This is a genomic window from Bacillus sp. FSL K6-1145, assembly GCF_038003425.1.
In the GTDB taxonomy this organism is placed as follows: domain Bacteria; phylum Bacillota; class Bacilli; order Bacillales; family Bacillaceae; genus Bacillus; species Bacillus pumilus.
Window position 1 is genome coordinate 2,763,688 of sequence record NZ_JBBOPC010000001.1, and the last position, 19,031, is coordinate 2,782,718.

22 protein-coding genes are annotated in these 19,031 nt (G+C 42.6%); 1 reads left to right on the forward strand and 21 read right to left on the reverse strand.

The window, feature by feature from the left end; translation table 11 throughout:
• Window positions 1-9 precede the first annotated feature (9 nt).
• The 9 genes from MHH41_RS14085 to MHH41_RS14125 are packed head-to-tail and all read right to left on the reverse strand — an operon-like array spanning window position 10 to window position 9,242.
• Complete coding sequence (locus MHH41_RS14085) at window positions 10-933, reverse strand: YmfQ family protein (protein WP_340866470.1); 924 nt, start codon at window positions 931-933, stop codon at window positions 10-12.
• A complete protein-coding gene (locus MHH41_RS14090) occupies window positions 917-1,966 on the reverse strand; it encodes a baseplate J/gp47 family protein (RefSeq protein WP_310027155.1) in 1,050 nt (349 codons plus the stop codon). The genes MHH41_RS14085 and MHH41_RS14090 overlap by 17 nt, the downstream gene beginning before the upstream one ends.
• Entirely contained in the window at window positions 1,959-2,381 is a 423-nt protein-coding gene (locus MHH41_RS14095) for a DUF2634 domain-containing protein (protein ID WP_012011034.1), read from the reverse strand. The genes MHH41_RS14090 and MHH41_RS14095 overlap by 8 nt, the downstream gene beginning before the upstream one ends.
• A gap of 14 nt (window positions 2,382-2,395) precedes the next feature.
• Window positions 2,396-2,662: a DUF2577 family protein gene (locus MHH41_RS14100; protein ID WP_065099036.1), complete on the reverse strand. Its 267-nt coding sequence runs from the start codon at window positions 2,660-2,662 to the stop codon at window positions 2,396-2,398.
• Entirely contained in the window at window positions 2,659-3,669 is a 1,011-nt protein-coding gene (locus MHH41_RS14105) for an XkdQ/YqbQ family protein (RefSeq protein WP_044140764.1), read from the reverse strand. The genes MHH41_RS14100 and MHH41_RS14105 overlap by 4 nt, the downstream gene beginning before the upstream one ends.
• 11 nt (window positions 3,670-3,680) lie before the next feature.
• Window positions 3,681-4,349: a LysM peptidoglycan-binding domain-containing protein gene (locus tag MHH41_RS14110; protein ID WP_003213616.1), complete on the reverse strand. Its 669-nt coding sequence runs from the start codon at window positions 4,347-4,349 to the stop codon at window positions 3,681-3,683.
• The gene (locus MHH41_RS14115; protein WP_340866471.1) at window positions 4,342-8,622 is read right to left on the reverse strand and encodes a transglycosylase SLT domain-containing protein; all 4,281 of its coding nucleotides are present in this window, start codon (window positions 8,620-8,622) and stop codon (window positions 4,342-4,344) included. Before MHH41_RS14115 ends, MHH41_RS14110 begins: the two co-directional genes overlap by 8 nt.
• Window positions 8,623-8,760, reverse strand: a complete 138-nt coding sequence (locus MHH41_RS14120) for a hypothetical protein (RefSeq protein WP_088002055.1) — start codon at window positions 8,758-8,760, stop codon at window positions 8,623-8,625.
• Between the two features lie 41 nt (window positions 8,761-8,801).
• The gene (locus MHH41_RS14125) at window positions 8,802-9,242 is read right to left on the reverse strand and encodes a phage tail assembly chaperone (protein WP_050944005.1); all 441 of its coding nucleotides are present in this window, start codon (window positions 9,240-9,242) and stop codon (window positions 8,802-8,804) included.
• Between the two features lie 185 nt (window positions 9,243-9,427).
• Between MHH41_RS14125 and MHH41_RS18905 the strand changes: the two genes are divergently transcribed.
• Complete coding sequence (locus tag MHH41_RS18905; protein ID WP_350223447.1) at window positions 9,428-9,484, forward strand: putative holin-like toxin; 57 nt, start codon at window positions 9,428-9,430, stop codon at window positions 9,482-9,484.
• Between the two features lie 287 nt (window positions 9,485-9,771).
• Here the strand turns inward: MHH41_RS18905 and MHH41_RS14130 are convergent, their stop codons facing one another.
• The 12 genes from MHH41_RS14130 to terS are packed head-to-tail and all read right to left on the reverse strand — an operon-like array spanning window position 9,772 to window position 18,951.
• Window positions 9,772-10,215, reverse strand: a complete 444-nt coding sequence (locus tag MHH41_RS14130; protein ID WP_003213309.1) for a phage tail tube protein — start codon at window positions 10,213-10,215, stop codon at window positions 9,772-9,774.
• Between the two features lies 1 nt (window position 10,216).
• Entirely contained in the window at window positions 10,217-11,563 is a 1,347-nt protein-coding gene (locus tag MHH41_RS14135) for a phage tail sheath family protein (RefSeq protein ID WP_212045467.1), read from the reverse strand.
• 3 nt (window positions 11,564-11,566) lie between these two features.
• Entirely contained in the window at window positions 11,567-11,779 is a 213-nt protein-coding gene (locus MHH41_RS14140; protein ID WP_003212736.1) for a hypothetical protein, read from the reverse strand.
• Window positions 11,766-12,221 carry a phage tail terminator family protein gene (locus tag MHH41_RS14145; RefSeq protein WP_106036168.1) on the reverse strand — a complete coding sequence of 152 codons (456 nt, stop codon included), beginning with the start codon at window positions 12,219-12,221 and terminating at the stop codon, window positions 11,766-11,768. The genes MHH41_RS14140 and MHH41_RS14145 overlap by 14 nt, the downstream gene beginning before the upstream one ends.
• Before the next feature lie 4 nt (window positions 12,222-12,225).
• Entirely contained in the window at window positions 12,226-12,723 is a 498-nt protein-coding gene (locus tag MHH41_RS14150; protein WP_050944008.1) for an HK97 gp10 family phage protein, read from the reverse strand.
• Complete coding sequence (locus tag MHH41_RS14155) at window positions 12,720-13,076, reverse strand: YqbH/XkdH family protein (RefSeq protein WP_058013843.1); 357 nt, start codon at window positions 13,074-13,076, stop codon at window positions 12,720-12,722. The genes MHH41_RS14150 and MHH41_RS14155 overlap by 4 nt, the downstream gene beginning before the upstream one ends.
• Window positions 13,073-13,456, reverse strand: a complete 384-nt coding sequence (yqbG, locus tag MHH41_RS14160) for a protein YqbG (protein WP_050944009.1) — start codon at window positions 13,454-13,456, stop codon at window positions 13,073-13,075. Before yqbG ends, MHH41_RS14155 begins: the two co-directional genes overlap by 4 nt.
• Window positions 13,457-13,469: 13 nt before the next feature.
• Complete coding sequence (locus MHH41_RS14165; RefSeq protein WP_340866472.1) at window positions 13,470-14,393, reverse strand: phage major capsid protein; 924 nt, start codon at window positions 14,391-14,393, stop codon at window positions 13,470-13,472.
• A 22-nt stretch (window positions 14,394-14,415) separates the two neighbouring features.
• Window positions 14,416-15,504, reverse strand: a complete 1,089-nt coding sequence (locus tag MHH41_RS14170; RefSeq protein WP_340866473.1) for an XkdF-like putative serine protease domain-containing protein — start codon at window positions 15,502-15,504, stop codon at window positions 14,416-14,418.
• A 38-nt stretch (window positions 15,505-15,542) separates the two neighbouring features.
• Window positions 15,543-17,000: a phage portal protein gene (locus tag MHH41_RS14175; protein ID WP_044140773.1), complete on the reverse strand. Its 1,458-nt coding sequence runs from the start codon at window positions 16,998-17,000 to the stop codon at window positions 15,543-15,545.
• Window positions 16,997-18,298, reverse strand: a complete 1,302-nt coding sequence (locus MHH41_RS14180) for a PBSX family phage terminase large subunit (RefSeq protein ID WP_161802746.1) — start codon at window positions 18,296-18,298, stop codon at window positions 16,997-16,999. Before MHH41_RS14180 ends, MHH41_RS14175 begins: the two co-directional genes overlap by 4 nt.
• Before the next feature lie 8 nt (window positions 18,299-18,306).
• Window positions 18,307-18,951 carry a phage terminase small subunit gene (gene terS, locus MHH41_RS14185; protein ID WP_003213198.1) on the reverse strand — a complete coding sequence of 215 codons (645 nt, stop codon included), beginning with the start codon at window positions 18,949-18,951 and terminating at the stop codon, window positions 18,307-18,309.
• Between the last annotated feature and the right edge of the window lie 80 nt (window positions 18,952-19,031).

Consider the following 19,031-nt stretch of genomic DNA (forward strand, 5'->3'; position numbering starts at 1 on the left):
TGATCCTCCTTATAGCTCTATTTTTTGAGAAGTTGCTGCTAGCATTTTTGATCCGTCCAGCGGAACAGATCCGTCGAGAATCCAGTAATGATCCTTAATCAGTAAGCTGCCGCCCTGTTCAGTTTGGACATGTACTGGCAATCGGAACGTCATTTTCTTCTTGGTTTGATGCTGGAGCTGATTTTTTGTGCGTAAAGTCAATGCCGCTCCTTGCTTCGTTTCATGTACCGCTCCAGCCATGAGATAATTCATTCGGTATGTGTTCTTTGACTTATGCTGAAGCGGCATTCTCATCTTCAACGAATGCCGAAAACGAGCAGGTACATCGGTTGTCCCTCGTGTTCCGCTCAGATAAAACGACCCATTTAATACAAATTCACCATTGAGTAAAATCGGGATATGATCGAAAAAACCCACTCTGCTTCGCAGTGTGAGCCTCCCGTGATGATCATTTATTTCATGTACATCGGTATGATGAAATGCAGTGAACGTATAAGCCAAATGAGCTGGCTTTAACGTTTCAAGTATTTCTACAATATATCTAGTGTTTTGCAGATCATCTAGATTCACACGTAAGGCGAAATGGTAGCGATTGGTGGTCAGACGGATGATGGCACTTGGATTTTTGAGAAAGCGATTCACCGATTTCTCTAAAGAAAGATACGTGATCGGTGGAATGTTTGACATCATATTGAGTAAGCGTGCTCTGCGAAGTTCAATGGAATCATCTGATTCTCGCTGCACCTTCAGCATTCTTTCCCATCTATTCAATCCCCATGTCGCTGTCAAAGGGAAGAACTGATCCGTTAAATCGAAAATGGATTCATCCAATTGCTCAAACTCTGGCGCTTCTGTTTTGAGCAGGTGATCAACTTCATAAATCTCTGTAAAATATGGCGGCAAGTAGTTTTTCATTTCATCCTGTTTGCTCAATAACCTTCACCTGCCTCAGACGCGGTATCTCAATGTCCTGTAATACTAAGTTTTTTGACTCCCCATTCAATAACACGTTTGCATAATCTGATACACTTTCTGAATGGTACAGAATGTCATTTAATGCGGACATTCGAATGGTACTCTTTTCAAATGCAATTGATTTCAACAGCGCTTTGACCTTTTCTTCTATTTCTTTCTGCGCTCCTTCAAGGGTCCAGTCCATTTGAAGTTCGACGGCTACTTCTATGTCAATGTCCAGCCATTTGGCGCTTTCGACGGTCGCTTTTGAACCGATAGGCGCTTGCCCTTCTCCTTCGCCTGGTACTGGGTCGATATATTCCTGTACTCTTTTAACAAGCAGATCTGATGCAACATCTAGATTGCCGTCTGTGATGACAATCTTGACTGTTCCTTCTCCATTCCAAAGCGGGAATACTTTCGCTCTGCCAACCCCTGTCACTTCCTCAGCCCATTTTTTATAATGGGCCTTGTTGGCACTGACAGCCTCTCGCCTAGCACGTATTAAGTAGCGATCATATAACGAGGCATCATCTTCTTCCTCTTGTCCGGGTATCACCAAATCTTTCATGATAATTGATTCAAGTCCTGGAATTGTATCAAGAGATAGTAGCGGCTGATCTGTTAATTGACCATTGCCGATCCTGCCAGGTGTCTCGCATTCTAGCGTGCCATCGTTCGAATATTGGAAATAGACGTCTTCAATAAAAAACCGTGAGCCAGCTGGGATGTTGATATCCTCCGGCTTAATAGCTGCGGACCAAACCGCTTTAGTCGCTGGTTTTCTTTCAATTCCTACTTCAGCGGCCCGCCGATCTAGAAACTCTCCTTGTGCTGTATCTGCAAAGACCAGCTCGAATACTTGATCAAGCCAAATATAGGACTGGGCCAGTTCAGCAGCAGCAGGTGCCAAGGCATTCCAAATGACGCTGTTTTCTCTTTTATCTATGTCATCTGGCAGTCTGTCTAGCATTCTTTCCATTAATGCTTCGTACGTTTGTTCCTCAAACATCGCTCTCCATCACCTCCTCTATTTCTAATGTGCCTTCATCTGTGACAATAGCTAGCTTGACATGAAACGAGTCATTTTCCTTTGTGACCTCTATCTCTTCAATATGATCAATCCGTTCGTCCACAATCAATGCTTCCTCTAGCAGCCTCGGAATCTCCATTTCTTTGTATTCATCCGTGGCTTCTGTATCCGTCAAGAGCTCCTGAATTTCAGTGCCAATATCGTGGCTGTAAATAGGATGTGCATACCGCTCTGTCCTAAGTGTCATATAAACGAATTGACGAATTGCTTCAATGCCTGAAATGGTTTCACCTGTCAATCTGCCAGTTTCAACATCTATTCGATACGTCGTCGAGGTTTCCACCTCTTCGTCTTCTTCTGTTTCCTCAATTTCTTCCTCTGGTGAAAGTGCCACGTTCATCACCTCCCTTACAATTTGTCGATGATGTAGAAGGATTGCCCTCCTGCCATTGCCAGCACCATAATGCTGTCTCCCCTTTTCAGTTCATCATCCTCACCCTTATTTAGGCGCTTTGGCCAAATCAGTAATTCTTCCGGGATGATTAGCTTATGGTTTTCATTTAACCGGATGCTTACAGGAGAAACTGCCGTGACTTCTCCAACCACCAGATCAATTGGAGAGGCGGCGTCTACAGCATTCACTGCTAATCGTTTAATCGCTTCACTTAACCTCACGCTTGATCACCCTTTGGAATGGAATTTTTCTCAACGACATCAATTGTCATGGTGTGTTTCACCCCACTGAATTCATGTTTGTCCTGATCGATCCAGTACGTTTTTTTTACGTTGATTTCAGGGATTTTCAAATAGATTGGAAGACCGCTTTGCAGTTCAGGAATGCCTAGCGCTTGGATGCTTTTGACTTCTTGTTTCACGCCTTTTTTCTCTGCCAGCCGTACTTTGGCTCTTTTTTGCAGCTGCGGCTGGTTGATTTGCCCTGTAACCGTCTCAACATGCTGTAAAATACCGTATTTACTCTGACCTGCTTTATCCTGTTCGACCACTACAATCTCTGATTTGCTACCTTTTTTCTTATTTTTCCCCTGTTCATCCGCAGACGTGCGCAGCTTGACACGAGTGGCTGTTTCTTCAATCGAGGTGCTGTACTGATAGCCAATGAGATTGACACCTGATTCAATGACCCATACGTCCTCTGGATCTGGCCAAGCTCTCAGCCCCATCTTTCCTTTAGCAGAATAGATTTGATAGTTTCTGCCGGTTTGCCGCTTTGTCTCTTTTAATGCTTTCAGAATCATGTCATATAGGCTCGTATCGTTTTTAAACACTAGTGATTTTATGACATGACCTGTATTGGCGATAGAGGTCATGGGAATTTGAAAGTCAGCTCCAATCCGTCTCAAGATTTGATCTGCTCTTTGTTTTGAAAAAACATAGACATCTTGGTTTTTCACCAAATATTGAAGCATGTCGTATGCGGTAAAGGTCAGTTTCCCTTCAACAGGCGTCCGAGAAAACACAATGCCTCTGAACAGCTCTTTTCCTTTCCATTTAAAAAGAACCGTGTCCCCTTCTGAGACACGGTAATATGTTTGACTCCCTTGCTTTGTGATAATATTTGCTTGAATAGAGCGAGGGGCTTGATACCTTTGCCCCTGAAGTGTCACACTCTCTGTGACAAGCTCATACATGGTGCCGCTTCTGATGGCAAAAAGCTCGATCAATGCCAGCCCCCCTATTGTGGTATTTTTAACCTTTGTCCAGGGAAAATCCAATGCCCCGGCTGCTTAATATTGCGTTTGCTACGTTTAATCATCGCTAATTTATTGGCATTCCAAATACGTCGCCATTTTGTACTGTCGCCATAAAACCTGCCTGAAATAGCCCATAGCGTATCCCCTTTTTTGACGGTGTACATTTTTGGCGGTGTTTTTGAAGGCCTTTTCTTTTTTGTTTGTTTTGCTTTTTTCTTTCGTTTAATTTTCCTAGGTGATGCGGTTTTGTATTCCTTTAACTCGATCGTAAATTCACGATCGCCAATATCATATGATCCTTCTTTATGGGTGAAGCTTTCAATGCTGCACGTCATATTGATTTTTGTCCCCGTTACAATCAACCGCACAGACTTCTTTGAACGCATCATTCGTTCTATTTTCGCTATCGCATTCTCCGGTGATGGAATGCTTTTATATTCAGCAATTGGCGAATATTTCTTAGGAAATAATGAAGTGAATGATACTTGCTTAGCCGATGGGACATCAATAAAGGTCAGTTCTCCAAAAGAGGCAACCTTTACCGTTTCATTTTGTACGTTATTTGTGATTTCAAGTTCGGATGGAAGGACAGGGAATCGCAACTTGTCCTTTCCTTGGGAAATCCACAATTGATACACTGATTTACCCATCAATCACGACCCCCTTCGTTCCTGTATGAAGCTCTACTTCCAGTTCATCTACGAGCATTTGTCTAATTTTTTCGACTAGCGATTGCTGATCTTGTCCATTATGGAAATGCTGATCCCCATTGAATTGAATGGTGATTTGCTTATTACTTGACGATGCTGTACGACTAGAAGACTGAGCTGAGGTGACTTGCTGCATTTGTGATTCTGGTAAAGGAGCAGACGCATTTGCTGGATCATATACTTGCATTCCAAGTGCCTTGGCTGCCTGCGTTAATAAATACCTTCCGCGTATGCCTCTTTCTTCAGGAATGATCCATTCGCGTTTGTTTCCTTCACCGACTCTAGCAACCTGCTCCTGAGTAATCAGTCCACCATTTGCGTAGCCTTTATAAGGCCCGCCTCTTCTCATACTTCGTAATCCCGGTGTATTGAAGACTGTTCCATATCTGCCCTTAATGTAGTTAATGGCTGCTACGGCATTATGAATTGGGTTCCAAATGTCATTCATGCCTTTGCCTTTATTGGAGTTAAACGTCGTTCCAATGGTTTGCATTAAGCCTTTAGAAGGCGTTCCCTTCTTGGCGTTGGAATCCCATAAGTTGATTGCTCTCGGATTTCCATTCGATTCATGCTGCGCAATGGTCATCAGACCTGGAAGCCAATTCATCGATGTGCCAGTTGCCATGAGAGCTGCCATGAGCCATTGCTGAACACTAAGACCTGAAGCCCCCATACCGCTGAAGGCACCGATTAATGAACCAGCCTGATTTTCAGCAAACTTTTTCACATCAACTGAGTCGAGTCCTTTGACGACACCGATCGATGCGAATTTCCCAAGACTCATCATGACGCGTGAAGGGGAATGAATATCTAATTCCTCTCTAAACGCCTGCTCTACTTTCTTCGCCATTTCTTTGGCGGCTTGTGTGACTTCACTTGCTTTTGAACGCATGCCACTGTTAAAGGCATCCATCATTCCTGAGCCCCAGCCTGGTGATTCTTGTTTTGCTTGTAGAAATGGTTGTTTGATGTGCTGATCTACGTATTGGCTAGTACCAACTGAAGTGGCATTTTGACCTGTGGCAAAACCACTAACCGTTCCAGAACCCCAAGTTGGCGATGCTGTCATCACTTGTTGATATGGTGCTTTTACACGACTTTGCAAAAAGCTATCTGTTCCTGTTGGTGTCATCTGCTGACCATTCGCAAAAGCAGCAACTGTTTGCTGACCGAACTTATTTGAGTCTGAGGTCAATTGACCAAAAGGCTGCTGAATATTCTTTTGCTTCCATTGATCAAGTGTAATCATTTTTTGATTTAATCCTTGTTCAAAATCCTTATTAAATTGCTCGCCTATGCTGGAGGCTTGAATGTTCCCAGTCATCGAGACCGATCCGTCTATTGAACCGACAGAAGATGATGAAGCTACTGCTGTAGGAGCTGGAGAGCTTGATACTTGATTTCCAGCTGCTCCGCTTGGCATAACAGACATCCCAAGATGAGAAGCAGCCTGAGCAAGCAGCATCTTCCCGCGCCCTCGGTTATTTTGAGTTGGAATGACAAATTCGTTACCTGCTTCACCGACCCATGATAAGGTTGGCTGAGTGATATAGCCGCCTGTGGCATTGTTATCAGGTTTTTTCTTCCCAACAATCCAATTTATGACTACATCTACAATACCGCCTGCTTTGTCAAAAATCTTTTTAACCCAACCAAATGCTGCAGAAAAACCATCACTAATAGCTTCTGCTACTTTTACAATCGGCTTTTGAATGTTGTCCTCAAACCATTTGGATAATCCATCCCATATATCTGTCACCACTTTATACGCTTCTTCGAACTTTTTCCCGAAACTGTCTTTAATGGTTCCTACGGTATCTACAAGTGGATTCCACACATTTTCCATAAACCATGACGATACAGCTCCAAAGATTGATTGTATCTTTTTCCATGCATTTGATAATGCTGTCCAAATCCCTGTAGCGACTGTAACAACTGTACTGCTCAGTGGTGTCCAAACGTTTTCAATAAACCAACCCGCTACTGCACTGAACGTTTCTTGTATCCATGTCCATGCATTGACTAAACTTGACCAGATGGTTGTTGCTACCGTAACGACTGTGTCGCTGAGCGGTGTCCAAACGTTTTCGATAAACCAACCCGCTACTGCACTGAACGTTTCTTGTATCCATGTCCATGCATTGACTAGACTTGACCAGATGGTTGTTGCTACCGTAACGACTGTGTCGCTGAGCGGTGTCCAAACGTTTTCGATAAACCAACCCGCTACTGCACTGAACGTTTCTTGTATCCATGTCCATGCATTGACTAGACTTGACCAGATGGTTGTTGCTACCGTAACGACTGTGTCGCTGAGCGGTGTCCAAACGTTTTCGATAAACCAGCTTGCAACTGCACTAAATGTTTCTTGAATCCATGTCCAGGCATTGACTAGATTTGTCCAGATGGTCGTTGCTACTGTAACGACTGTATCACTTAGTGGCGTCCATACATTTTCTGTGAACCAAGCCGCGACTGTTGACCAAACTTCGACAATTTGATTTTTGATTTCAATGGCTTTTTGGCCAATCTTTTCAAATCCGCCGCCATCAAACCATTTTCCAATTGTTTCACCGATAGATTCTCCGCCCATACTTCCAGCGATGCCGCCTACTAGACCGCCGATGGCTGTACCTATCCCTGGGACTACGCTTCCAATAGCTGCACCTGCTGCAGCACCTGCCATTCCACCGGCGATGCCGCCTCCAGTCGTACCAATCTTTTCACCAGCATTCTCTTTGTTCATACCAATTAGATTTGTTGCACTAAGTACACTTCCTAGAATAGGTACTTTCTTTAATAATTTTCCGCTCCCTTTACCTATACTTTTCATTGCATTCCCTAATCCACTTAACCCCTTGCTACCTTTCACTAAACCCGTAAGTCCGCCAGCTGAAGCTGCGATACCCGCACCTTTCTTTAGTCCAGTAGGGATTTTTCCAAATAATTTACCTGCATTTGTTTTCAGTTTCCCTAATCTACTTGGAGGTCTTCTATTCATTTCGGCCCTTGAAGTAGCATTTGGATTTCTTGTCTGTCTTGGTGAGCGACCATTTCGATTTTTAGTTTTAGTAGATCCTCCCCTGCTTAAACCTCTTGCACAGCAGGGGCAACAACTATTGCGAAACAAGCCTTTTCCACCTCGCGACTGAGGTTTCGTTTTGGGAGCTGGATTTGATGGTGTTGATGTTGGTGCTGTTGTTGGTGCTGTTGTTGGTGCTGTTGTTGGTGCTGTTGTTGGTGCTGTTGTTGGTGCTGTTGTTGGTGCCTGAGTGGTACTTTCACTTGATTGATCACTTGCACCTAAGAACCGATCTAATACATTAGTCACCAATTGATCTAGTTTTTTTTCAGGATTAAATTTAATTTTCTCTTTAATTCTTCCGATCACATCTTGCTTGTACTCTTCTATTTTATTTTCAACCCAAGGAAGTGCTTTTTCATCCCAAAACTTTCTAGGACTCAATTTTTCCTTCACTTTATCTGCAACGTCACCTGCATATTTTTGAATTTCACTTAATCCCTTATTGGCAAGGTTCTGGAGCCAGCTCTGTTTAGGATCTTCTGTTTTCACTGACGGACTAACAGCCTCAGGTTCTTTTTTTATGTTTTGTTCTTTCACAACCGACTCTGCTTGATCTCGTTTTTTCAACTTACTCTTTGCATTGTCTTGAACAGACACTCTGATTTCATGTTTAGACATCGTCAAGCTTTTGAGCGTCTTTTTGATTCGTTGAATTGCAGCGGTGGCTTGGTCAACCATGTTTAATCTCATATAGTACGTTCTGTTCATGAGCTGAAAGATAGATTTTTTGATTGATGACATTTTACCTGACAATTGATCGTTTAGTTTAAACGTCAGCATAATGGGGCTTGTTCCCGCTTGCTTTAAACGATTTATGCTCGATTTAATGACATCTAATCCCTTCGCTTGAATGGATATGACCAATTGATTCGGGAACATATTTAACTGATTGTTTAATGCTTTAAGATCACTATAGATTTCTTGATCCAGTCTCATGGAAATCACTGACATTTTCCGAAGCGATAAACTAAAGTTTCTTAATTTCTTGTCATCTATATCCAGGTTTATTTTCACCGGTTTTCTAAATGGTTTGAGCTGCTTCTCAAATGTTTGAAATCGTTTTTGTATGCGCAGCAGCTTCTTCGATACTTTGTCTTCTAATTCAAATCGTGCAGTGAGTTTCGCCAATTATTTCCCTCCTTTCTTTGCTTCTTTTTCTAGCATGTCGAGTTTGTAGCTGATGAGTCCAAATAGGAGTGCTTTGAATGGTCTTGGTGATTCGTATAAATCTAGGAGTTCAGATGGGGAATAGTGAAGCTCGTGCATGGCGTAATATAAAAACACGGCTTCCTTATCCCCATCTTTTATTAGTTTTTTGCTGCGTCTTCTAAATCTTCAATTTCGTCTTCGAATCCGTTGATTTCAATCGCTTTGTTTAACCAGTTTGCGTATTCACCGCCGACAGATAATACACGTTTTGCGACTTCAACTGGATCTTGTGTGCTGTAGGCTTCTCTTAATTCCTTCGAGCGGAAATCTGGATAAATAGTCGATTCAATGGCAATTCGTGCGTAGAAACGCTGGCTGTCTAAGTCCTTCACGCGGCCTCTGCCTTTGACATTCTTGAAGGTCGTATTTTCTTTTTCCAGTTCATCAATGCGTTCAGTTGTAATGGCTTTAAAGACAAAAGGGATGACATTCCCTTTTTTATCAACAAAACGCTTAGAAATTGGTACTTTGACCTCTTCCGCTTCTACTGTTTTTCCTGGCATAAAAAATGAAAGATCAAATGTTTGTTTTTCGCTCATGTATAAAAACTCCCTTTGTTATGTTTTTTTGAATGCAAAAAAGCACATCCATTTTTTGAATGTGCTTTCCAATCTTTTCATGTATAATCTAAATTGTACAATTGAACGGCTTGCTCAAGGGTGTCTGGCTCATCCCCGATAGGAAGGGGGTGATGCCAATGTCAACATTTGAAGCGATTTCCCTAATGCTTTTATTCGGGATGTTTATCTTTACTTTGTTGACGTATATAGACAAAAAATAGACTCCCCTTGAGCTTTGGACGGTTGAAGGGAAAGTCTATCCTTAAAAACTATCTAATTGATAAGCCAGCCCCTTGAGGGCCAAATTGTACATTGCCGGGATGTTGACGCATCCTGGCTTCTTTTTATTTTATGCAAAGTACTTTGCATGTAAACATATTTCTAAAAAACTTTTTGGGGTTACACAGTAACACTTTTGTAGCTACTCTGTAACTATGAAAAATTATACCATATCGTTGAATAAAATAAAAATAACATATATTTTCGTCATTTGTATGCCTTTTGTTCATTAAAAGGAATTCTTCAGCTTTTCAGGAAGATCAAAGTCCTCGAACGTAAACGGAACTTCTTCTTCAAGTGCCTCTGAATCGACGTCCAATCCAGCAATTTTAGCCGAATCAAAGTTGACATCGAATAACGTCACACGCTCTGTGCCTCTGCCTGATGATTTATCATCAATCACCGCTTGAAGAGTGAAATAAGGGTCTTCCCCTTTTTTCACATAGTTGAGCATGAGTTGTACGAAACGTGAAGTGACTTTATAGAATGTTGCCGTTCCTGTTCCATTTGCCCCAGTTGTTTTATGACCCGTCATTCTTCGGCCCATCACGTTGACTTCTGATTTGTTTTTCTCCACGTTTGCTTCAAACGTTTTGATAAAGGCAAGCTCCTCACCTTCTAAGAAAAGACGACCCTCTTTACCTGAAATTGTATTTTGCGCTTTAAAAGCCATCTTACTTCACCTCCACGTTGAAATAGAATTTTTCTGCTGCATCTACTGGTTGAACAGCTAGATCGATAATAAATCCATCACGATCTTCATTGAGACCGATCACGATATCTGTTTCTGAGTTAAAGCCTGTAATGCCGCTGCCATCTTGAAGCTGTGTGAGATACTGTGTAATCAGTGTTTTCACAAGCTGCACTCCATCATCAGATGCTGGGATGTCATTGCCATTGGCTTTGCGTAATTTAATCAGATTTTTTAATTCGAACGTTAAATCATTGTTGATGGCATCAAGCACACGAATGATTTTGTTTTTCGCCATTTGCTGATTCTTTTCAGCTGTGAAGCTTGTTAAAGAGTTAATATCTTTTTCAACACTGACCGTGCGGTCTCTCGCATCAAAAGTGAAGATGAACTCCCCTTGTGATAATCGGTATTCTACTTGATCATTATCAAGGCGTTCTAATGTATCTACTGCTCCTTCGTATTCAACAAAGGTGAGTGACTGATTGAAGTTTGCTCCTGCACTTGCCCCTGCAACCCAAGCAGTTGTTTGAGCAGGCGTTAGTTCTGTTCCATCTTCCAGCACAACACCGCTTGTCACATTAATGATGCCTTCTTGGTCAGCTGCATAGTTCGCCACAACGCCTTGCACCTTACGTCCTTGCTTATCACGTAAACGCTCGATAAAGGAAGCGAATGTCGCTTTTAATTGCTCACTTTTATCGACTGGGAGCGCAATGACATCAAAATATTCTGTTTCTGCTGCTTCTAGGAAAGCTGTATAATCTGCGACACTTGCCACACCGTTTTTCCCGCCGCTTAGTGCCACACCAGCCGTGATAACTGCTTCACCTTCACCAGAAAATTGAACATATTTGTTTTCTACAAGATCTTTGACATCCGTGACAACCTGCTTATCGACAATATCTGTTCCAAGATAAGTGATGACGTCACGTTTTGTGCTGTCGAGTACATTTTCTGCCACTTGGATAGTGATCTCATTTCCTTTTTGACCGCCATAATTGGCTGTGACCACAAATTTTTCTGCGATTTCCGCTTTGGCTTGTACCCCTTCGTTTAGGCGGTAAAGCAAGACCGTTTGCGCTTTTTTCTTTGCTTCACGGAAAAGAAGAAGAGACTTGTCATCAATGTTGAGTCCAACCTTTTTATTTAAGTCTTCCATATTGGAAACGGAAATAAAGGTTTTTGGTTCTCCCCAGCTCATCACAAGAGGAAGTGCCACCGTACCTCGATCGCCTAAAGTAATTCGCTGCTCTGCTGTTGTTTTAAAATTAAAGTAAATGCCAGGACGCTTTTTCTCTGTACCTGGTGTAAATGTGCCTCCGTTCATCCTTTAAACCTCCTTGGACAAAAAAGCATCAATGTGCTTTTTCGCTTCTGTTTTTGTAATTGGTTGATGTTTGATATAAAAAAGAGCACCTTCAAGGATTTCTGGTTTAACCCCAAAAAGATCCTTACTGTGCTCCTTTAAGGCTTCAAATGAAAAGCCAAATTCTTTTTCTTCGCCAGCTGTTTGAGCAGGCTCTGCTTTTTTAGTCTTGCTCACGTTTGATCACCCCATCTGAAAAGTTGATGTCTTCAAGGCTCGCTTGTTTGTCTCGGTTGTACCAATAACTGCTATCCCACGTCAGGACAATCGCTGCTACGCCTTGATCTATCATTCTTGTTTCCACTCTTTTTATGCGGACATAATCATCAAGCACCTCTCCATCTTCACTCATCATCTGAATCATTTGACGATCAGCAAGCAATGCATCAACAATTATTTCTGCCGCGTCATGTGCTTTTTCTGAATCCATATGAAACACTTTCACTTGCAGCGAATAAGATTTCATAAATGTAGATACCGTATCTGGACCGCTGATGACTGTTACGGGCGGCACATAAACGGATGGCACTTGAAAACGCTCTGGCAAAAGTCGATCATACATTGTCACAGGAAAGTGTGTGTAAATATAATGCATGATTGCCCCGACTTCTTGATTCATTTCATCACCTCCCAAAATGTCGATCGAACCAGCTTTGAAGCTTTCGATCCAGCGACTGTTCAAACATTTGCTCATAGAGCATGACAGCATGATCCCAGTAGCCATTTCCATCTACCCATTGAGAGGCAAGCATCATTCCTGTCTTTGCATTCGGATCATATTCAAAGCGGCTGCCAGCCCACCTGCCAGGCACCCATCTTCGCTCTCCACTTGAAGAAGTAGCATGTCCGTCATTGACATAGGAGGCATATTCAAGCTTCGTTCCCACTTCAAGTGTGAGACCACCTTTTGACATGAGAAAATGATTCTCCTTGTCTCCTTGCGTAAAGGAGCTTAGAAGCCGACCTGTATCGACAGCATTCTCCTTGATTAACTCATCCTGAATGATGTCCAAAAGCTCTAGGCCCATGTCCTCTAGCCAATCTTGATATTCTGCTTTTAAGCCGCCGGCACACGCTGTTTCCAGCTGTGAAAGCAGCCGGTCAAGTCCATCAATTTTCATAGATTTTCCTTCCTGACTGCCATCACTTCAATGTGATGATTCTTCACTATTTTGGGCTGCTGCAACTTAAGTGAGACGCCGTTCCACACCATTTTGTCATGCAGGCGAATATCACTTGCTAAAGGAAAATGGACAAGATAGGACTGATAAATCACTGTATTCGGCTCTTCTTGCACAAGTGACTGATTCTTTTCTATGACATAACAAGCCAGATCTGTCAGGCTAGGCGCATCAGGATAGGAAAGAGTCATTTGTAAGTCATCAGCTGGAATCCCGAATTTTCCTCGGGAAGCCTCCTGATGTTCAAGGTGAAAAAGATCACAGCGATCTGTTAAGAGAGATTGATAACTCATAATGATCTCACCTTTAATTTGGTACTGCCCCCAGTAAATGATGGTTCAATGTAATCGACAAGCAGGGCATATACATAAGGTTTGCCTTTCACTTGATCAGCTGCCTTCGCATATGAATAATCACCCATTTTTTCTGACGTAAAGCCTTTCATCATAGATTCATCATCATTCAGCATGGCAAAATATTGGGCCATTTTTAATAATGCGATTCTTGCTTTTTCAGGGAGGGGCTGATATTTTTCGCTTGAGAAATCATGACCTACGATTTGAAATACCGCAGCTTCTGCTTCGATAATATCTGCTGTCAGTCTTTCTACAGATCGATTTTTCACACGCTCAAATACAGAATAGGCTTGCAGTTCTTCAGGAGAAATAATCATGGCCTGATGTCACCTACTCTTTCACTTTCATCACTTTTGCTACAGCATCCTCTTCCTCAAATTTGCTGTCTAGCTTCGCTGTTAGGACAATAATAAATTTACGTCTGCGAATATCTTTTTCTACTTCAATTCGAATATGACGAGAAAAACCTACGATAATATTTTTAGGGTGTGTCAGCAAAATATCTGATACGTCTGTTCCCGCTTCGTCATATGGCTGCATATTGGCAAGACCTTTGACCGGCACACCGAATGCAGAAGAAAGTCCGCCTTGAATAACCGCATCTCCGAGAGTTGTCTGACGGTTTGCTACTTGATCCTTCCATTCCACCTCTAAACTTGGGGATGTATAGAAACGGAAATCCTGAGGTACACGTAAATATTTTGACGGCATCTCTTTATAGGCTTGTTTAAACATTTGGCGGCTAATTTCCGCTCCATTGGCATCGACAATATGAGATACTGCTTGTTTTCTGACGCCATCCATTTGGGCTAAAAACGGATCTGCTGAAGTCGTATCCCCATTGACGATGAGCTCTTCAATATCAACTGCCGCTCGTTCAGCAAGCATTTGCATAATCGTCTGCTGAATTCCGTCTTTTTCAATATTGTTTTCAATGCTGTCGTAGGTCATATGAATTTCTGCAATGACCTCTTTTGCATTTAGCTGGACTGTGCTTGTCGCTGGGACAACACGGTCTTTTGCATCAAGCGCTTTGCCTTCCTCTGCTGGGCGCAAAATACGCTGGCCAAAGCCGATTTTTTCGATTTTTTGTGAATCACTTTCCATCGGAATGATGCGTGCATCATTTAAAACGGTTGGTGTGTTTTGCATCATTCTAATGAATGTGTTGGATTGGGTTGCGTTCATGAGACCGCCGGTTTTTAAGCTGGCAAGTGTCATTTCGGCCTTACGAATCAACTCTTGATTTCTCACACTGTTTCCTCCTTATTTCGGCTTATAGTAAGCCATCCCATATGGGTTTTGTCGTGTCGTTTTGTGTATCGTGGATTGTTTGTTTTGATATGCCCCTTGCCTTTTCAAGCATGTGAATCCGCTCTGAAATAGGCAAAAGCTGCTGCTGAAGCACTTCCTGCATCGCTGCTTTTTCTCTGCTGGCTGATTTTTCTAAGGAAGAGAGCTGATGACGAATCGGTGCAACGACTTGCTCGAGCACTTTTTGGACAGGTTCTTCCCCTGTTTGTTCTGTTTCCTGCTTTTCAGCCTGCTGCAAGACGTTTTCGATGGCCTTTTTTGCCTTTTCGAGCTCTCGCACTTGATCCGTCGTCAAAGCGGCCTCTTCTTTTTGTACGTCTGCTGGCCTTTCACCAATCGTTTGAAGTACATCCTCTGTCTTCAGAATGTCCTGCATGATTGGAATGAGCTGTTCTAAGGTAGCTCTTACATCCGCCTCATCACCATCACTTGACTGTAAGGTTTCCAGCAGATGGTCTAAAACGTTCCAAAATGGTTGTGACATGTTTGCACCTTCCTCTTTTAAAAAGAAATTTTTCAGCAAAGAAAAAAGCCCTCTCTCATTTGTGTCTTGAGATAGAAGCTGATCTTGTTCTTCTATGGCGACGATGTCCGCCGTTCCGGCCATTGAATAACCTGTAATGTGGCCTTTTTGAATTTGATCCCAAATCTCTTGGGAAGCCTTTGTCACAAGCACCCAAGATCCTTTGCGAATCAGCTCCCCGCCCACTTCAACATCAGCCGGAGCAATATATGATTCAACCACTTCGCCAACACCATCCTGAAAATCATGCTGCTTGTCAATATGACGGGCATCCTTCATAAAGCCGTGTGCCGCTCTTTCAATTTCCTTGGCTGTCATAAAGTCTTGATGTGCATCAGGTGTATTCGGCTCATACACGACACCGTACACGAGGCGATGAGCATCTTCTGCCTTTGTCAGGACACTGACCTCTTTTTGAAAGTCAGGCCGCTTTTTCTTTGCTTTCATCAAAAAGAATTTCTTCTTGTTCGCTGCTTTGTCCACGTAGGAAACATGCGTAATTTTAGCGTTTTTTAGTTCTCTTGGCATATGTTCACCCCCTTTCAAAAAAGCGCACCCGCTTCTGTTTATTTCGTCAGCTGGTCAGGCTCTGGTTGAGGCTTTTCTTCAGCTGATTTCATGCGGCTTTCTAAAGGGCGGTGATACAGTTCCTCAGGCCATTCCTCTAGCGTTTTTCCGAGGATTCTTCCTGCTAAATCGCGCAAATCGTTAGGTGACACTGCCCCCGCCTGAATAAATGGTGTCAGTACTTTGGCAATCTCTAATGGATCTCTAAAATCAGGACCATTTAATAGAAAACGGACATGCCAAATTTCAAGATCCGGCAGGAAAAGAGTATTGAGTTTTCCTGTGATGAGATGCCGTTCCGGCTGAAATACTTGCTCTTCAGTTGTTTTACGCGCTGTATCTGCTGTCGCTTTGTTATAGTCTTGAGACTCACCTGTGTAAATTGGCGGAAGGCGAAACGCAGAGCGGATTTTGTTTCTTGTTTTTTCATCGTATTCTAAAAAGAGCGCATCTTCTTGCAGGATCTCGGCTAGAGATTTGAAGTTTACTTTGACATTTGAGACATCTTCTTCTCCCGTTAACCCTTTTTCTGTCGGCAGACCTTCAACTTCAAGCAATAGAAATTTATGTGCATGATCAGATCCTTCAATATCGTCCATATAATCTTGAAGCTGCTGATAAGAGGATTCTGACAGCATCCCATTTTCGACAATGATGGCACCTGGTACATGCCGCCCTTGTTTAAAATAAAGATAGTTCAGCTCCTCTGCCTTGCGTGCTCCGTACATATTGACGATGTTGCCAATCCAGCGGGGAATCCCATACGTTCCGCTGCCAATTTTAAAATGAATTACTTCTGTTGCGCGAAGCGGCTCTGGTGTGGTGTCATCGTACTTGCCTGTTTCACAGTGCAAAATGCGCGGATCACCATACTCCTTGAAGAAGACTTTCTTTTCGTTGATCACCTGCACATATTTGCGGAATCGTTTCTTTCGATTCATTGTTCTTAATTCGCCATTTTCTGTGTAACTGAATTCAACGTCGACTGGCTCACTAAGCTTGCAAATGCGGATATGGAGCGCATCTAAATACTCGATTCCGGCCGGCTTTCCTTGTCCATCTCTCAGCACCTCTAAAAAGCCATTGCCCGTTTTCTCTCGGTCTTCGAGGACATAGCCAAGAATCACATCAGCGGACTCATCATAGTTCATGTACTTCGTAAACTCTTCAAGTCTTGTCCATTCCTTTTCTGCGGCTTTCTTTTTTGCCGGTTTTACACCTTCTGCATTAAAGTCAAAGGCATATTCCACCCCAAACCCAAAACCCAAAATATTCGTTTTGTACGCATCAATACATTGCTGAAGAATGGTTGAATATTCTGCCATGCTTTTTAATTCATTGATGTTGTAAGGCGGGGGAACAATGTCATCTTTTTCATAGGAAAATTCATCTGCATACATTTGTTTTGTATGATCAGACATGTTTGCCTTCATAATCGTTGCTTTCAATTGTTTCATTGTATGGACCTCCTCTCTCTGTTTGGACGGACACGCTCTGAGGCGGTCTGTTTCAAATCCGTCACTTCATAATCATCCAGCGCATACCAGATCGCTGATAATGTGTGCGGATCGATTTGAAATGCATCTTCCTCTAAACGTCCATCCTTATCTGCCTTATAGGTCAGTGATTGAAGTTCATAGATTGTGTACGGACAAGCATCAGAGCAAATGATTTTTTTAAACCGTTTGATCTTTTTCGTATACTGCAAACGAGAGCCTTGGAACTTATGTGCTGCCACCATTTGAAATCCACGCTGCCGAAAATAGTGAATGGTTTTAGGCTCGGCTGCATCGGCTTTGATGAGTTCCTTTGATTCAATGAACTCTTTTAGGTCAACAGCTGTTTCATCATCTGTTTTCCCGCGGTCGTAATATTCCCAGTAAATATATAAGTACTTTTTTTCATGGTCGACGGCTAATCGAATGAGCGCATTGTATGATTCAACAAATCCAAAATCCATGCCTGCTCGTTTTAGCGGCCGGTCAATCTGCTGAATGGCTTCTAATACATCAGAATGGCTTCTCACCTCAAATTGAGGAAAAACCTTTGTGCCGTTGATGCCGAAATAGCCCTTCCTCGCAATTCGATAGAGGTCTGGGTCGTATTCTTTCAGCTCATCCAGCTGCTCCACATAGCTTTTAGGGAGAAATAGGTTATCTTCCGCTGTGGAGTGATGATAGTACGTATCCTTGATCACAACGGTGCGTTTTTTGTATAAGGTTTCGTCATCTAGGACAAATCGCTTCAACTGTTCATCTCGAAAGAAATGTCTGTACGTCCAATTATCTTGACCAACAGGATTGGTCGATAACATCATATAAAGCGGTAAGGACGGGTGCCTCAGCCTTCCAAGCAGCTCTTTAAAGCCTTCATAAGAAACCTCTGAACACTCCTCAATCCAAATCATCGAGATGTTGTTAATCGATTTCAATTTCTCAGGCTTGTCCAGCCCTTTGAATAAGATGCTGCTGCCATTTCGAAACGTCAAGGCAAGCGGCGAACTGCGGCACTTCACCACATGATCGATGCCAAGATCGCTGACGATCTCTTGTAAGAGAGAAAATGTTGATTCGCGGTGCGTATCATATACTTCTCGAATGACAAGTGCTGTCCGTTTTTCTTCCAGCAGCTTTAAAATGAGTTTTAACGCAATGTGATAGCTTTTCGAGGAGCCGTAGCCGCCTACTAAAAATTGAAACTTTTGATTCCAATCGAATAGAAAGTGTTCAAAGTGAGGATTGACTTCTTTTTCAATCAATGGCGTCATGAGTTATCCTCTTTTCGCTTGATCATGATGTGAAGATCTTCCTCTTTTTCTTCGCGCACTGCTTTTTTTGTTTTTTCGATGGTCAGTTCAATTTGCTTTAGCCTTAATCTTCGTTCATCCTTCGCATGTGCAAGCTCTTCAAACTGTTTAATGAGACGCCTGAGCTCTCCCATTGCACGGGATTGGGCATTTAAAAAGGTGGCATGCCGATCCCATGAAAATTGAAACGAATATTCTTCTGTGCTGATTTCTTGTTCTGGCTGAATGCCTTCTACTGTTTCTTCTAATGAAGAAGGCATGTATGCTGCCTTTTTCAGCTCTTTGATCATGTCATCTTGATCTGACACATACATGATTCGCTGCGCCCGAATAATGGCAGCATATTGAATTTGAATTTGATCCCAGATTAAATCAAGCGATGTACGCCCGCCCATTTTCTCCATGATTTCAATTGTTTCATCTGAAAGAAACTGATTGAAGATCGAGTGTGCCTGCTTTGACGAACCTTTTTGCCTTTGCCATCCGTATCGTCTTTTCCAAGATTTCACGGTATGGATCGAGACATTGTAATGATCAGCAATTTGCTGGTACGTCATCCCTTTCATATAATCTTGCTTGGCTTCTATCCGTTTATCTTTCATTTACATTCACCTGCCGCCTCCTTTTAATTCGAACGATTTCCTGTGAAGGAATCATTTGTGTAGGGCTAGCAAACATCCGT